Source organism: Vibrio sinaloensis, from assembly GCF_000808535.1.
GTDB lineage: Bacteria > Pseudomonadota > Gammaproteobacteria > Enterobacterales > Vibrionaceae > Vibrio > Vibrio sinaloensis_D.
Genome location: NZ_JWLV01000006.1, coordinates 50,352 through 65,487 on the forward strand (window position 1 = coordinate 50,352; position 15,136 = coordinate 65,487).

At 45.8% G+C, this 15,136-nt stretch carries 13 protein-coding genes; 4 read left to right on the plus strand and 9 right to left on the minus strand.

Annotation, left to right across the window (positions count from 1 at the left end; genetic code table 11):
• Positions 1-37: 37 nt before the first annotated feature.
• The 6 genes from RJ47_RS04935 to RJ47_RS04960 form a co-directional block, all read right to left on the minus strand.
• Positions 38-2,095, minus strand: coding sequence for a chemotaxis protein CheA (locus RJ47_RS04935; RefSeq protein ID WP_039482040.1), 2,058 nt, complete (start codon positions 2,093-2,095; stop codon positions 38-40).
• Positions 2,096-2,202: 107 nt separating this feature from the next.
• Positions 2,203-2,562, minus strand: coding sequence for a response regulator (locus RJ47_RS04940; protein WP_038135593.1), 360 nt, complete (start codon positions 2,560-2,562; stop codon positions 2,203-2,205).
• The gene (locus RJ47_RS04945; RefSeq protein WP_005469178.1) at positions 2,537-2,848 is read right to left on the minus strand and encodes an STAS domain-containing protein; all 312 of its coding nucleotides are present in this window, start codon (positions 2,846-2,848) and stop codon (positions 2,537-2,539) included. Before RJ47_RS04945 ends, RJ47_RS04940 begins: the two co-directional genes overlap by 26 nt.
• Positions 2,849-3,182: 334 nt before the next feature.
• Positions 3,183-5,204, minus strand: coding sequence for a GNAT family N-acetyltransferase (locus RJ47_RS04950; protein WP_039482043.1), 2,022 nt, complete (start codon positions 5,202-5,204; stop codon positions 3,183-3,185).
• Between the two features lie 88 nt (positions 5,205-5,292).
• Positions 5,293-6,264 (minus strand): ParB/RepB/Spo0J family partition protein, encoded by a 972-nt coding sequence (locus RJ47_RS04955; RefSeq protein ID WP_038187921.1) that lies wholly within the window; start codon positions 6,262-6,264, stop codon positions 5,293-5,295.
• A gap of 6 nt (positions 6,265-6,270) precedes the next feature.
• Entirely contained in the window at positions 6,271-7,488 is a 1,218-nt protein-coding gene (locus tag RJ47_RS04960) for a ParA family protein (RefSeq protein ID WP_005469364.1), read from the minus strand.
• Positions 7,489-8,750: 1,262 nt separating this feature from the next.
• Here RJ47_RS04960 and RJ47_RS04965 point away from each other — a divergent pair.
• Entirely contained in the window at positions 8,751-10,721 is a 1,971-nt protein-coding gene (locus tag RJ47_RS04965; protein ID WP_038135602.1) for a replication initiator protein RctB domain-containing protein, read from the plus strand.
• A 392-nt stretch (positions 10,722-11,113) separates the two neighbouring features.
• Here RJ47_RS04965 and RJ47_RS04970 read toward each other — a convergent pair whose 3' ends face one another.
• From RJ47_RS04970 to RJ47_RS04980, 3 genes are read right to left on the minus strand one after another with little or no spacing between them, the layout of a single operon-like run.
• Positions 11,114-11,587 carry a hypothetical protein gene (locus tag RJ47_RS04970; RefSeq protein WP_039482046.1) on the minus strand — a complete coding sequence of 158 codons (474 nt, stop codon included), beginning with the start codon at positions 11,585-11,587 and terminating at the stop codon, positions 11,114-11,116.
• The gene (locus tag RJ47_RS04975) at positions 11,584-12,516 is read right to left on the minus strand and encodes an ATP-binding cassette domain-containing protein (RefSeq protein WP_038135608.1); all 933 of its coding nucleotides are present in this window, start codon (positions 12,514-12,516) and stop codon (positions 11,584-11,586) included. The genes RJ47_RS04970 and RJ47_RS04975 overlap by 4 nt, the downstream gene beginning before the upstream one ends.
• The gene (locus RJ47_RS04980; RefSeq protein WP_039482048.1) at positions 12,513-13,361 is read right to left on the minus strand and encodes an ABC transporter ATP-binding protein; all 849 of its coding nucleotides are present in this window, start codon (positions 13,359-13,361) and stop codon (positions 12,513-12,515) included. The genes RJ47_RS04975 and RJ47_RS04980 overlap by 4 nt, the downstream gene beginning before the upstream one ends.
• A 376-nt stretch (positions 13,362-13,737) precedes the next feature.
• On the opposite strand from RJ47_RS04980, the gene RJ47_RS04985 reads away from it, so the two are divergent.
• The 3 genes from RJ47_RS04985 to RJ47_RS04995 all read left to right on the plus strand — a co-directional run bounded on the left by RJ47_RS04985 (position 13,738) and on the right by RJ47_RS04995 (position 15,121).
• A complete protein-coding gene (locus tag RJ47_RS04985; RefSeq protein ID WP_038135611.1) occupies positions 13,738-13,935 on the plus strand; it encodes a PA3496 family putative envelope integrity protein in 198 nt (65 codons plus the stop codon).
• A gap of 166 nt (positions 13,936-14,101) precedes the next feature.
• Complete coding sequence (locus tag RJ47_RS04990; RefSeq protein ID WP_005469113.1) at positions 14,102-14,311, plus strand: DUF3283 family protein; 210 nt, start codon at positions 14,102-14,104, stop codon at positions 14,309-14,311.
• Between the two features lie 93 nt (positions 14,312-14,404).
• On the plus strand, positions 14,405-15,121 hold the full coding sequence (locus tag RJ47_RS04995; protein ID WP_005469305.1) for a YebC/PmpR family DNA-binding transcriptional regulator: 717 nt from the start codon (positions 14,405-14,407) through the stop codon (positions 15,119-15,121).
• Positions 15,122-15,136: the final 15 nt, after the last annotated feature.

Genomic DNA, 15,136 nt, shown 5'->3' on the forward strand with positions numbered 1-15,136 from the left:
TTGCTCAGCAGCGCTTCTGTTTGATTCATCTTGCCTCCTACGCCGCAATCCCTTTGTGTGCCCCTTCTGACGCTCGGTTCAAGAAGCTGGTGATCAGCCCTTGAATATCGAGTATCAAAGAGACCGATCCGTCTCCAAGAATGGTCGCCCCAGAGATACCGCTCACTTTGCTGTAGTTAGACTCTAAACTCTTAATCACCACCTGCTGCTGGTCGAGCAACTCATCGAGCAGCAAACCCACACGATTACCTGCCGCCTCCACAAAGCAGAGAATGCGTTTATCGAGTGCTCCGCTCTCGCCCATTTGCAGCTCTTCCTGCAAGCGTAAAATCGGTATGTTTTCTTCACGCAGTCGATACAGCTCTATACCACCAGACGCCAGCTTGATGCAGCTCGGATCGATTTGGATAGACTCAATAATGGTCAGCAATGGGATGACATACACCTCTCCGCCAACTTTCACTAATTGACCGTCTAAAATCGCGAGCGTGAGCGGCAAGCTAATGGTGAAACAGCTGCCTTCATCCAAACGTGATTCCACCTCAATGTGGCCACCTAACTCTTCAATGTTGCGGCGAACCACATCCATGCCAACGCCTCGTCCAGAGATGTCGGACACTTCATCCGCGGTGGAAAATCCAGGGGCAAAAATCAAATTCATTATTTGCTTGTCAGAAAATTCCTCTCGACGCACATCGGGATCGAGTACACCTTTTTCGATCGCCTTATTCCACAACTTGTCGCAGTTCAATCCCGCTCCGTCATCCGAAATTTCGATGACAATGGAACCGCCTTGGTGGTAAGCATTCAGTTCAATTACCCCCATTTCAGGCTTGCCTTTATCAAGCCTCAACGCTGGCTGCTCAATCCCATGATCGATTCCGTTCCTAACCAGATGAACCAAGGGGTCGACAATGCGTTCAAGTACGGTCTTGTCGAGCTCTGTTTGCTCCCCTTTTATCGATAAGTTGACCTGTTTCTCAAGGCGACTGGATAAATCTCGAACCAGCCTAGGAAAGCGACTGAACGCAAAACTCATCGGTAACATGCGGATATTCAAGACGTTTTCTTGTAGATCTTTGCTGTTTTGCAGCAACTGATCGAGGCCAGCTTTCAGCTTCTCTAACTTATCAATGGAAAAGTCATTGCCAATTTCGGTCAGCATCGATTGGGTGATGACCAGTTCCCCCACCAAGTTGATGAGACTGTCAACTTTGTCGATGTCGACACGAATCGAACTGACACTGGCTTCACCCTTTGCGGTTTTAGCTACCGGTTGAGGCGCTGGTTCTGGTTCAGCCTCATTACGCGCGCTCACCTCTCCCGCACCGGATACTGGCGCGATGTCACCATCTGTTTCACCACTCGGCTCTACATTCGCTCTTTCTACAATCAAGTCACACTCATCTTCTACCCATTCAAAGATTTCTCGAATCAATATCTCCTCGACAGAGGCAGGTAGCTTAGCAGTCCAACTCAGATAACAGAGCTCAGCTTCAAGGTCATCAATGCTTGGGATGCTTTCAAGGTTTGCAACGATTTCGCATTGGTCATCCAGCTCTTTTAGCTCGCGCACAATACGTAAAGGGTCATTACCACTGAAGAATATCTCTGGGTGAGGTTTAAAGGTGACTCGCCAATCCCCGTTTATGGCGTCTTTTTTTGCGGAGTTGTCATCGGTTGGCTCAGTGAAATCTGGGTGTGAGTTTTCACCTAACAGCGAGTCCAGTTGAGCGCGCACATCATCAAGCAAGTTGTCATCGGTCTCTGTGCCTGACTCATGTTGCTCTAACATACCTTGAATGCAGTCACCGCTTTTGAGAAGCACATCGACCGAGCTTGCACTGAGCTCGCGCTCTCCCGTGCGGACAAGGTCAAGATACGCTTCAACCGAGTGAGTAAATTCACTGATATTAAGCAGGTTAAATGTCGCCGCACCGCCTTTTATCGAATGTGCAGCGCGAAAAATGGTATTGATAGACTCAGCTTCGACGTGTTGAAGATCGAGATTGAGAAGCACGTCTTCTAACACTTCCAGATTCTCTCGACACTCTTCGCAAAACATTTTGCGTAGCTGTTCCATGTCTAAAGCCATATTGTTTCCCTACCAAAGACGATTTCTATTGCTCGCAGTTCAAGTTGCAATGCCTGCTGCTCGCTTTATTAGTTCGATGATTCTGTTTTGTCTCTCCGCGTGACAACTTAAATCACACGTTTTAGAGTTTTGAGTAATGTTTCAGGGTTGAAGGGTTTGACCAACCACCCCGTTGCACCGGCTGACTTGCCTTGCATTTTTTTATCGGTGCTGGTTTCAGTGGTGAGCATTAAAATAGGGATGAACTTGTATTGCGGTTTTGCACGCAGCGCTTTTACTAATTCAAAGCCACCCATATTTGGCATGTTGACGTCTGAAATCACCACATCAAACTTTGTGCTCATCACTTTACTCAACGCATCTTGGCCATCGTTCGCGGTTTCGACTTGATACCCTGCATCTTTCAGGGTGTGACTCACCATTTGGCGGATTGAAACTGAATCATCCACAGCTAGAATTTTCGTCATGCTTGCTCTCTCCACAGTCTTCATTCCATTTGATCTGCTCACTTAGTCCTAGGGTACCAAGCGCTTCAAGCAGTATCTGAGAAGGATGTTTTAGCTGAATGTCAATTTGATGATTGTTGGCAGAAATGAATAGGGAGCAAAGTGCTTGAACACCAGCCGCATCGACACGGGATACTTGCGAAGCATCAATGACGATTTCGGTGTTTTCAGATAGCCACTCTCTGTAACTTGAAGTGGAATCCAGCACGGTTGAGATATCAAGCGATTCAGGTAAAGCACAGTCCATGTATTAACCTTCACTTCTTATTATTTCTAGCCAATATAAATCTTGTTGCCTAAAAATGAGTGTAGGAAGAACTGAGTAATTCGCAAATGATGGTACTAATAAAAAAGCACCAGAAACATACAAGCCGTTTATCGTTTGAACGAATTATCTTCGAGAAATGAAAGGGTTAGTGAGAAACACTAGTCCCTTACAAAAAAGGAGGTTTTTTTGTGGGTCAATCCCAATACCGGTTCGCACCAAATCGATTTACAGTGTAAATAGAACGTCATTTACACTGTAAACTGATATTTCATCGCAGGGTAACTTGCCGATAGGGAGCGTTTTACAGTGTAAATTAACAGGCTCGGTATTGGTTAATCCAAACTTCAAGTTGCTGCTTAAACATGGCTTCAACGTGTTTACGCCCCGCACACTGCGCGAGACGAGCGCACTCACTCCAATCTTGTTGTTGTACTATTTTCGCAACCAAAAGATCACTCATGGACTGGATAATTTGAGGAGAACGCTTCCACAACGCATCAAACACAGGGGCAATACTGTCATATTGAGCGCCCCCGGCTAAGTAACTCTGAATCAAGGCTTCGAAATCTGTTACATCAACGGAAGCATCACTTTCATCGACCAAACTACGGACTAAGTCGCTTTCAAGATGCTGAAATAAATTCGACAAAGAAAACTGAATAAACAAGCGATAGTAATCGCAAGCGGCAGGAATCCAAGAAGCGCGTCCACTTACCATCAGCAAGGAATGTGTGCCGCTGGCATGGTCACGACTGCTTCCCAACTTCACCGGGGAAAAGCCGCTGTGTCGCCAAAAATGGACCAACTCAGACGTCGCCCCAAAACTGGTTGAGTAAAAGTCTGCGCTCGTTTGTGCCTGAAGCTGCGCTACCATCTCTTGACCTATGCCCTTGCCCTGTAACTCAGGGTGAACCGCAATTCTCATGATGCGTAAGCTCGATTCGATTGCCGCTTCTGCGATACCCAACTGCGACGCTAAACTTGACGCCACTAACTGCCCCTTGGGTCGACGGCGTCCTTGCTGAATATCTGAAACGGTTGCCGCGTCTAAACCGCCCTCCTCAACCACTAACAGACATCCCACACAAACATCGCTTTCGAATGTCGCATACAAGGACATGGCGTCATCATTAAGAAGCAGCAAGAGATCATTCGGTGAAGTTTGATAATGAGCATTCACTAAAAGTGCGAAGCATGAACGCAACAGATTAGGGCTATCGAGCAACGTCTGTTTATCCAATCGCGTCAATTGTGTTCGATGCGATTCACACCCGGCATTTTCGAGTTCCGCATCCAGCAAGAAGGTCTCAAACAGCCAACCTTCCAAAGGATCAGATTCATTCCAACGAATCGGTTGTGAGAGTGCATAAGTTTGCGTCCCAGGTCGACACGCCTGTAGCCACGTCTGAAACTTAACCGTGAAGCCGCGACCACAGCCCTCATAGCCATGTACTGTGGTTGAAAATACTGCGCGATGGTAGTGCGCCACCATCTGCTGCAACATAGGAATGGGAATCGCCGACGCTTCATCCACAAACAGACAATCACAATTGGGTTTTCGTTTAAGCAAATCATCCGGCGCGATAAACTCGATCACTGAATCGCCCAACATCAAACGGCCTTTCTGAACTTGCGCGCTGTCGAGCAAACGTTCTGCGTGCTGGAATATCGGCTGTACCGTCGCTAACGTTGGCGCACAAACCAAAATATGCATGGCTCGTGTTTGGATTAATTGCGCCGCGGCGATTCCAAGCGCACTACTCTTTCCGCGACCTCGGTCGGCAACCATCACCAAAGGACGTTTACGATGCCCTTCAACCACCTTACGAATTTTCTCTACCGCAACATTTTGCTGCTGATAAAGCTCTACAGAAGAGGCATGGCGTGAAGGTAATGCAGAGAGATTGGGGATCTGATTCTGATGCAGTTGATACAAGTTCGCCAAAGAACGTTGTAGCCATTGTCCATCTAGAGAGGATTGATTGTGCTCGGGAGGAAAAACCAAAAGTAGACCACCACCGCGCAAACACCCCAATGCCGCACTAAAACTGTTGGCATCGAACTCGCTGCGCAAGTCACAGATCAATAAGCCACACTCCTGGCCAAGCAACTGTTGTCCCTTATTGTAACCAACGCTGAGGTCAGCATAAGCAAGCGCCTCCCCTCCTAACTGAAACACTTTTTCTGACTGCAGCGACTTAGTTACCGATTCAGCCACAGATTCAGCGGTGCTGACTTGCCACTCGTGCTGGCCATTCAGTACTACGCCATAACGATGGAAGTTATGACTGGCAATATCGGTCAAAGTAGATAGAAAATGGTGCGTCGCGTTCATGAGGTCTCTCGTTTGGTCGAAACAACAGGCCGCATTATTGCATAAAAAAAGCCGCACGAGGCGGCTTTTCACTGTGAGTTGTTTTGGACTATTTAAGCTTGTCCGCTACATAGTCGAGGATGTCTTGCATCACGGCGTCATCCACTTTCTTTAAGTTAAGCGCCAGATTCTGCCCCTTACGCGTGTAGCTTGCGCGCCCTTTGACCAGCTCTTTCTTAGCCGATACTGCCGCTTTCTTTGGCGCCAACTCTTCAATCCACGCTTCGATGGTTTCCGTCACATCTTTAGTGATACGAGTCACCCCGTGTGCTTGACTGCGCTGCCAAACAAAACCACCTTCAGAGCCACACTTGGCAAGCAACTGATTACGTTTATCTTCGTCTAAGCCATTAAATTGTTTATGCAGCTTCACAATTGTAGGACGACCTAAGTCCGCGACATTTGGGTAAGCCTGAAGAAGTTCCAAAGGTAAATCGGCAGCCTTCAACGCACCACTGACAAGTGCCTCACTGCATTGGAACATTTTAGCTAACGCTTTCTGATCTTCTGCTTCACCACTTTCTAGCTTCGCGAGCATCTCTTTGCCCTTTTCAAACAATGAAAGTGGCTTGTGCGCATTGGCCACATCAGACAAGAACTTAGCGTGTTCACTGCTAATGTTGTCACCAACGTAAACCAAGAACTCTTTGCCTGCCAAAATACATGACATGCGACGACGGCTACCATCAAGAACTTCGATACGCCCATCTTCACGCTTGCGACCCACAGCTGGGTATTGCTGCCCACGTTCACGCAAAGTCACCAGTACGTCAGACAGCGCATGTTCGTTTAAAAATGACTGTTCACGTGCGTTTTCAGCAAAGACAACGGTCTGCTCTTTGACCTGTTCAGCAGGAATACGAACCAACTCAAATTGTACAGTTTGTTCACCAGCGACCGCTAACTCAATCACCTGAGCCTGCTCTTTAGCTGCTTGTTGAGCTTGCTGTGGAGTCGTGACATGACGCTTGTTTGCTTTACCAAAAAGACGCGCGTTAAGATCTGAAGTTTTTATTGCCATGCTCTATTACCCCTGATTCAGTGATGACCAATGACTATGAAGGACACGTTCAAGCTCAAGCGCACTCTTTTGAACGGCGTCTTGCGCTGTCGCCAGTGTTTTCTTGCCACCTTCAAAATCGCCAGTTGTAAGGTCGAAAACGGTGCTGTACGTATCTGCACAAGTTTCAAATGCGCGGCTTCTTGGAATAGTCGCCATCATCACTTGATCCCCTAACAGGTAGTTCATTTCCGTCAGTACCGCCACTTGCTTCTTGTTGTCATCTTCAAACATGGTTGGCATCAAGCGGACAAACTCTAACCCCTGCCAATCTTCTGGGAACATTTCGTACACCGTCGGCAGATGTTGGAAGAAGTTAACCGTCGACGCCCAGTCAAGACGCTTCGCCGCACAAGGGATAAGCAATGCATTTGATGCGTACATTGCATTCCAAACAAGCGGGTCAACGTGTGGACCGGTATCAATCATAATGACATCAAAATCATCGGCAATTTGATCGATAAGTTTCTCTTTAAGCAGCTTAACAATGTCCAACGACTGATTTTGTGACAGGCTTTGCCACGCTTCAGCATTGAACATCGCGTCTTCAGGGAACGCTGATACGGTTTTTAAGTTTGGATACTGAGTAGGTAGCAACACATTCTTGTGCAGAAATTCGTTATCGATTTCCACACCTTCAGGCACGTTGTCGAGCATAACATCGACAGCAGAATAGATGTTGTCGTGATCTGTGATGCTAATTTGCGGGTTTAAGAACAGACGAAGTGAACCTTGTGGGTCCAAGTCAATCAGACAGATACGGTAGCGCTTGTCTAAGTTTAGTGCCATACACGCCGCGAGATGAACGGCCGTCATCGATTTCCCCGTACCACCCTTTTGGTTTTGTACGTTGATAATCCAAGGCTTATTGTCACCATTTTTCTTACGCTCATGAAACTTAGGCACGCCAGCCGCGTCCATAAGCATATGCGCTTCTTGAAGAGAAATAGAATAGTGATTGGCGTTGTTCTTAGTGAACTGATGACCCGACTCTTCAAGCTTGCTGATGGCATCATCCAATTTACGACGAGTCAGACCTGAGCGGGTTTCCATCAATGCTTTTGACATTGGTGGAAAATGGTCATCACTGCGCTCTTCCAAAACAATCTCAATGCGGTCTGCTTGAACCTGAGCGGTTTGCTCCGCGAGGCGATTGAGATTTTCTATTGTGTTATCTCTCTTCATTGCCAAATTCCGTAATAAATGACTTACCCACGATTGTACAGCATTTAATTAAATTGACAATAAAAAGGTGAACATACACTTATGGATAAAAATCACATTAAATAGAAAACATTTTGTCATTTTAGTGACAATGGGTAAAAAGCACGCAAAAAATCCGATTTTTAAAGCTTTGGAATAACCCGAAAAGTAAACTAGATTTAAAATGTTACAGCATCACAAATTTACATTGTAAAAATAAAAGGCTACAGATTAAGGACCAAACCTCGGAACGATTAACTTTGCAGCGTATTTTACGGATGGTGTCATTTCAATTTAAAACTCGATAACAAAATCTCTAGAACTCAATGGCAAAGAGCGGAAATAGAGGAGGAGTTCTAAATCTGGCAAACCAACTAGGGATTCGTAATTGCAACAAATCTTTCGAAACGATGATCAAGGAACTCATCATGATCATGCTTGCGGCTAAATACGCCACTTAAGGAACAATGATCAAGGGAAAATGGTCAGATTTTCAGATTCATCGGTAAGTGATCTTATCGACGAAAAGATCGGAACAATGATCAAGCATGATATCTTTCCGGAAGCATGAAAATTTCCAGATAAATTACGGGCAAATGCATATACAGTGGGGGTTAAAGACAAATCGACGACAATTTAAAGACAGTTCGATGACAGGTCCATCAAACAGGCACTTATCTCCAACAAACTTGATCATGCTTTCGCCAGTTTTACGAGAAATCAGCTGTTGTGGATAACATTGGAGTGGTGTCATTTCAATTGAACAACACGATGAAAATATCTGGAAATCGATGAAAAATGGCTCTCTCTTGATCATCGTTTCGACTAATTTTGTCAGCTCCATTAGTGCGAATTCAAGATCCTAGCTTTTATCGCCGTGCCGATCTGTGGATAATATGTGAAACGATGATGATCATGCTTCAAGACTTACAATGATCATGTTTTCATAAAGATGATGATCATCGTTCTTAATCATTCTGATCATGCTTTCTCGTTTATAGTGATCATGGTTTCGGGATTATCATGATCATGTTTTCAGAGGCTGTTTTTTTTATTCCTTTCAAAACAGTTAGTTACAAGACGATTGTCGCCCAGATCAATAGATCATATTACCAATTAAGATCAATATAATCAGAAAGATCAGTTATTTAAAAACAATAAGTTTTTTCTTTATTTATGATCTTTTTTTCTTTATTCTTCTGGAACTATAGCGATATTACGGCTAGTGTGACACGGATCTAAAAATGAGTTCAGAAGAAAAGATACTGATCAAACTCCCTAGAAGCCACAAAGATGGACATCTATTCGAGGTATCAGAAACAGCAGTTAACTGGATAGAGCAATATCAGCATTTCAAAGGGGTGACGAAAAGTATCGTAGAACTTCTGAATTTGATTTCTCTGCGAGGCTTTAGCAGCAAAGACGGTTTGGTCTCAACCACCGAATTGATCGAGGCAACCGACGGACAAGTCACTCGCGCTGCGATTCAACAGCGTTTACGTGCAGCCGTTAATATTGGACTGTTTCAGCAAGTGCCTGTTCGCTTTGAAGAAGGATTGGCGGGCAAAACCATGTTGCACCGTTTTATCAATCCGAGCCAATTGATATCAGCGCTTGGTGCCACCAGCCTAGTGACTGAATCGGTAAAACAAAATGAGAAACAAAAACGCTCTAAAGCTCTCGCGCAAACGCAAGTGAACAAGCGCTTGTTAAACGAGCATGGGCTCAATACGCCACCAGCAATGAAAGACGAAGCGGATCAATTTGTCGTTTCTCCTACCAACTGGGCGGGGATCATTGATCAAGCGTTAGCACCCCCACGGACGCGTAAGCAGTACCAGAAAAGCATGGTTTCGATCTCAGGTACACGTGCTGTGATCGAAACGCGTTCATCAAAGAACATCATGACCGTTGATGATCTGATGACCCTGTTCGCCTTGTTTACTCTGACTGTTCAATACCACGAGCATCACCAACACCAGTATCAGCTGGATGGCACTCAAGTTCCGAATAAAACACCGCTGTATATCACCGATATTCTTTCCTTGCGCGGCAAAAAAGACAGTGGACCTGCACGTGATTCAATTCGAGATAGTATTGATCGCATTGAATTTACCGACTTTCAGTTGCATGAGCTGACTGGCCGCTGGTTGAGCGAGAACATGCCAGAAGGCTTCAAGAGCGACCGTTTCCGTTTTCTAGCCAGAACCATCACAGCTTCGGAAGAAGCGCCTACAGAGAACGCTGACGGCGAAATTCGCATTAAACCGAACCTGTATATCCTTGTTTGGGAACCATCGTTCTACGAAGAGCTGCTGACGCGTGATTACTTCTTCCTGTTCCCACCAGAGATCTTGAAACAGCATACCTTGGTATTCCAGCTCTACAGTTATTTCCGAAGTCGCATGGTACGTCGTCATACTGATGAAATGTTGCTGAGTGAGTTGAATCAGAAGTTGGCAAGAAACATTGAATGGCGCCGCTTTTCGATGGATCTGATCCGCGAGCTTAAACGTTTATCGGATGGAAAAGGGAGCGAGGATCTTTTTGTCGTCAACCTCTGGGGTTATCACTTGACGATCTCGGCGGTCGAAGAGAAAGGGAAGATCAAAGATTACCAGTTTGACATCAAATGTGATGCCGAAGAGGTGCTTCGTTATTCGCGCGCCAGAACAACCAATGCCGGCAAGCGAAATATGGCGCCAACGTTGCCAAACCCATTGCGCAATGAAATGGTGACTAAAAAGCAGCTTGAAGAGATGTCTCAGATCATTGATGGTGAGTTCGAACCCATTCAACGTAAAGAACGCTCGCCGAAAGGAAAACTTGGCCGACGAGTCAAACAGCGCAAGCACCTGGTTGAGATCAATGCTGATGAGATTACCATTACTCTATCTAAATACACCTCACCAGAGGCCCTAGAACGCTCTATAACGGCTCTTGCCGCTATGACAGGGCATTCACACACCTCAATTCAAGAAGAGTGTCTGGAGCTCATAGACAAGCTCGATTACCTTCGCGTCGGTGAGCAGGCGATTCCGTACGAAACCTTGAGTAAGATGGTCGAGTTGTATAACGGCCAAAGTGAGAACAAACATTTGTCCATTGAGCGTCTTATTGCTGGTCTCGCCGTGCGCAGGAAAGTGTGTAAACAAGTGTTTGAAGGGCACCTCGATGAGACGGTCTTCAGAGCCCTTGACGAAGTCGCGGTCTAATTTTTACCTTCGAGAGAGAAGCCAGCGTCACACGCTGGCTTTTTTGTGCCACCTGTTTATCGTTTGTTACATTCTATAAACCATTGAACAAAGCTACTACAATCTCCTGACAGTCAACTGACAAAGCGAATAGGGGAGTTGGATAAGATTTATCCCGAATAGACAACCTTTTGTCCTTTCTGATGAATGAGGGATTAGATTATCCCTGATAGATTGGCTCATATTGTTACATTCATTCTGAATATTTTTGCGAGTTCTGTGAACTCGCTTTTTTTTGTCCAAAATTCAGGTTTGAGATGAAAGATTGGCCGAAAAGGCTGATTGTCGGATCAATGATCAAGGGAGGACTTGATCATTGATCCGAAGATTGGGTGAGTAACAGGGGGCGAAGATTAATGGAGGACGCGTTGTGCTTGATCATAGTTCCGTGGTTCATTCCACGATTGCGCTGCCATAAAGTGCACATGGGATTCGATCAACTGATCCGATTCGTCTTGCCAACAGGTTTGCTCTTGTTGGTTACAGAACTCAAGCGTTAATACGGCCAGGTGTTGCAGCCGCTTCATACACCAATCTTTGAGCTCTAGCTCACTGAGCGGATTCGAGACCACGTTTTGCAGTCGGCTGTAGGCTAACTGCAAATATTGATAGGCTTTGTCTGGCTTTTCATAATGATTATGCTGATAGACACGCAGGCACCCATCTAACCAGCAAGCGATAGCCTTGCTCTGAAGATCGGTGATCCTTGGACCCCAAACGGCATCTGGAACCGATTGGATCAATGATTCTAGGGTTTGCTCTTGATCATGCTTTCGAGTTTGATACCACACACCCATCTGTTCGACCCACGTGTCTAATGTCATCATGCTGCTTTAACCCATTGTTTTACAAAATGGTTTGGACCGACTTGTTTGTACTCTTCTTGCACAATGGCACTCTCTGCACGAATTTTGTCGGCATCCAGTGAATAGTTTGGTTCACTCTGCACCAATTTGCCAAATGGAAGATCCGGGTCCGGGACGGCAGAGATCAGCAATTGAGTGTAAGGATGCTGTGGATTGGTTAACAGCGCTTGAGTATCTCCCCATTCTACAATTTGGCCTTTGTACATTACCGCCGTCTCCTCGGCGATGTAATGCGCAGTGGCGAGATCGTGGGTAATGTAAAGAAAACCAATACCGAACTCTTTCTTCATTCGCTGCATTAGGTTGAGTACGCCCAGACGAATCGATACATCGAGCATTGACGTCGGTTCATCGGCTAAGATCACCTCTGCGCCTACCGCTAAGGCTCTTGCTAGATTAACCCTTTGTCTTTGACCACCACTCAGCTCATGGGGAAATTTCTTAAGTGTATCGGGCGCTAGTTCCACTAATTCAATCAGTTCTTGCAGTTTCGCGGGAATCTCTTTTTTGTCCGCGACTTGGTTATGAATCTTTAACGGGCGGGTCAGGTGGTGCTCAATGGTGTGTGTTGGATTGAGCGAGCCAAATGGGTCTTGGAACACCATTTGGACTTTGCTGCGGTATTCAAGCAGCTCTTTGCGCCCTTCAATATCGTCGATGTTTTTGCCGTTAAACAAGATTTCCCCCGAGGTCGCAGGGTAGACCTTTGTCATTAAGCGCGCGCAGGTACTTTTACCGCAGCCTGATTCCCCCACAAGCGCGAGAGTGCGCCCTTTGTAGATATCGAAGCTGACGCCTTGCAGGGCTTTGAAACGCTCTTCAGAAGCGAAACCGCCGCCAATGGTGAACTCTTTAACGACGTTGTTCAGTCTAATAATGGGCTCGCTCATGCTGTCGCTCCTTCTTGATTGTGTTTACCTTCATGGATGTTCGGGAACGAAGCCCAAAGTTTTTGTGTGTATGGGTGTTGTGGTGCATTGCGTATCTGTTTTGAGGCGGCGACTTCGACGATTTCGCCGTGGCGCATGATGGCGATGCGATCGCAAAGTTGGCTCATTAATGCTAGGTCATGAGTGATAAACAGAACCGAGAAGCCAAACTCTTCACGAAGTTGGTAGATTTGCTGCAAGATCTCTCGTTGTACGACCACATCTAGTGCTGTGGTGGGTTCATCCATAATGATCAATTTAGGATTGAGTGATAACGCAATGGCAATCACCAAGCGTTGACGCATACCGCCACTGAATTGGTGAGGGTATTCGCTGAGACGCTCACGTGGAATGTTGACCAGATCGAGTAGCTTTTCAGCGCGGTCTTGGGCCACTTCCTCGCTGACACCTTGGTGGTGACGAAGTACATCGGCGAACTGCTCTTTGATTGGCAATACTGGGTTAAGTGAGTTCATGGCACTTTGGAATACCATCGCAATTTCACTCCAGCGAATGGCATTAATGTCCTCATCTGGAAGGCGCAATAAGTCTCTCCCTTGGAAGTGGATTTGTCCTCCAGAGATAAACGCTGGCGGCTTATGGAGACGATTGATGGCGAACGCGATGGTGCTCTTTCCACAGCCTGACTCTCCTGCAAGGCCAAAGATTTCGCCTTTTCCGATATCAAAGCTCACCGACTTCACGGCTTGGAAATCACCGTGATCGGTAATGTAATCGACGCACAATTCGCGTATCTGAATAATGGGGTCGGGATGAAATGCATGCTCGAGAAACGATTGACTCATAAATCTACCTACCAAAAAAAGTAAAAGATAATGATTATCATTAACTCTTAATTCGTGAGTGAAAAGAACTCATGGCAAAAAGGGTGAAGTGAGTCGAAAAAGCGTTGTTTAAATAGTGTGCAAAGCGGCGCGTTGCGGGTATTTCGAGCCAATAGGGGGAGAAGAAAAGTGAGAGCCAGATCAGCTTACTTTCATTGGGGGTAATCTTTTAAATGTACTTCGAGATAATGGGCCATGCAAAGCCTATTTATAGAAAAATAGATAAGACTTTTCGAACTATTAGCAGAATCACATTCTGGAGCTAAAATTCTTAACAAGGGGCGCGTTGTTTTGCTACAGATTAGCTGTCCCTAGCATGGTTTGTTCGGAGGTTTATATGTCCATTAATTCTATTGACCATGATGAAATGACTAAGATTGCAGATAAGTGGGACTTCACGGAAGAAGTCGAGTCACAGAAGCCGGTAACATCGGTCAAATGTGCAGAAGCACGTCGTCGTATTGAAGCGCTCAGAGAGATTCGTGAAAGTGGCTTATCAATTGATGAAGCAAAGGAACTGGGCTTGTTGCACTAGTTGTCTTGTCTAATCTCAAATACCTAAGGGTGGCACATCAAGCCACCCTTTATTTTTGCGCTGTTTTTTTGATCTGATCCGCTTACAACCTACGATTGTTGCTCAACATTGGGCGTTGGTGTGGTATATTCCCACTCCATATTTTTACGGATACAGAGCGTTTTTTATGTCGATTAACCTTTCTAACCTTCCTGCCGAAGAGAAAAATAAGGTTGAGCTTGATAAGCAAGCGTCGTTTTTAGTTTGGAAGCTTCGTGAAGCGAAAGCTGTACCTGATGAAATCGATCAGGAAGCCGACAAAATTCGAGATGATAATGAACGAACGTTCTTTTTAGAATCCGTAGCCAAATATAAGCGAGTAATGGGTGTCGCCTAATGCGGGCCATTTCCTCTGCAAAGTGAGAAATTGAAAAGCTCTCGCTTTTTGCTAAAATCCTTCGCGTTAAATTGAATTAGAGAGAACATCCCGATGGGAAGAAGTTTTGAAGTGCGCAAAGCCTCTATGGCGAAAACAGCTGGCGCAAAAATTAAAGTTTATTCCAAATACGGTAAAGAAATTTACATGTGCGCGAAAAACGGTGGCTCAGACCCAGACATGAACTTGTCGCTAAAACACCTGATCGCAAAAGCTAAAAAAGACCAAGTTCCAGCACACGTTATCGATAAAGCAATCGACAAAGCGAACGGCGGTGGCGGCGAAGATTACGCACCAGCACGTTACGAAGGTTTTGGCCCTGGCGGCACTAGCGTGATCGTTGACTGTCTGACAGACAACGGCAACCGCACATTCCAAGACGTACGTCAGTGTTTCGTGAAAACGGGTGCGAAGATCGGTGTTGAAGGTTCTGTTTCTCACATGTTCGATCACCAAGCGGTATTCCAGTTCAAGGGCGATGACGATGAAATCATCCTAGAAACCCTGATGATGGAAGACGTTGACGTAACAGACGTAGAGCTTGAAGATGGCGTAATCACGGTATTTGCTCCGCATACCGAGTTCTTCAAAACGAAGACGGCTCTAAACGGTGCATTCCCTGACTTGACGCTAGATGTTGAAGAAATCACGTTTGTTCCTCAAACGCACACGCCAGTCGCGGGTGAAGACGCAGAGAAGTTCCAGAAATTCCTAGATCTTCTTGATGACTGTGATGATGTTCAGCAGGTTTACCACAACGCTGAGCTGTAATAGCAGCGAGATTAA

Coding starts and splice junctions, on each gene's coding strand:
- RJ47_RS04935 (WP_039482040.1), bottom strand. CDS start 2,095: ATGGCTTTAGACATGGAACAGCTACGCAAAATGTTTTGCGAAGAGTGT.
- RJ47_RS04940 (WP_038135593.1), bottom strand. CDS start 2,562: ATGACGAAAATTCTAGCTGTGGATGATTCAGTTTCAATCCGCCAAATG.
- RJ47_RS04945 (WP_005469178.1), bottom strand. CDS start 2,848: ATGGACTGTGCTTTACCTGAATCGCTTGATATCTCAACCGTGCTGGAT.
- RJ47_RS04950 (WP_039482043.1), bottom strand. CDS start 5,204: ATGAACGCGACGCACCATTTTCTATCTACTTTGACCGATATTGCCAGT.
- RJ47_RS04955 (WP_038187921.1), bottom strand. CDS start 6,264: ATGGCAATAAAAACTTCAGATCTTAACGCGCGTCTTTTTGGTAAAGCA.
- RJ47_RS04960 (WP_005469364.1), bottom strand. CDS start 7,488: ATGAAGAGAGATAACACAATAGAAAATCTCAATCGCCTCGCGGAGCAA.
- RJ47_RS04965 (WP_038135602.1), top strand. CDS start 8,751: ATGAGTTCAGAAGAAAAGATACTGATCAAACTCCCTAGAAGCCACAAA.
- RJ47_RS04970 (WP_039482046.1), bottom strand. CDS start 11,587: ATGATGACATTAGACACGTGGGTCGAACAGATGGGTGTGTGGTATCAA.
- RJ47_RS04975 (WP_038135608.1), bottom strand. CDS start 12,516: ATGAGCGAGCCCATTATTAGACTGAACAACGTCGTTAAAGAGTTCACC.
- RJ47_RS04980 (WP_039482048.1), bottom strand. CDS start 13,361: ATGAGTCAATCGTTTCTCGAGCATGCATTTCATCCCGACCCCATTATT.
- RJ47_RS04985 (WP_038135611.1), top strand. CDS start 13,738: ATGTCCATTAATTCTATTGACCATGATGAAATGACTAAGATTGCAGAT.
- RJ47_RS04990 (WP_005469113.1), top strand. CDS start 14,102: ATGTCGATTAACCTTTCTAACCTTCCTGCCGAAGAGAAAAATAAGGTT.
- RJ47_RS04995 (WP_005469305.1), top strand. CDS start 14,405: ATGGGAAGAAGTTTTGAAGTGCGCAAAGCCTCTATGGCGAAAACAGCT.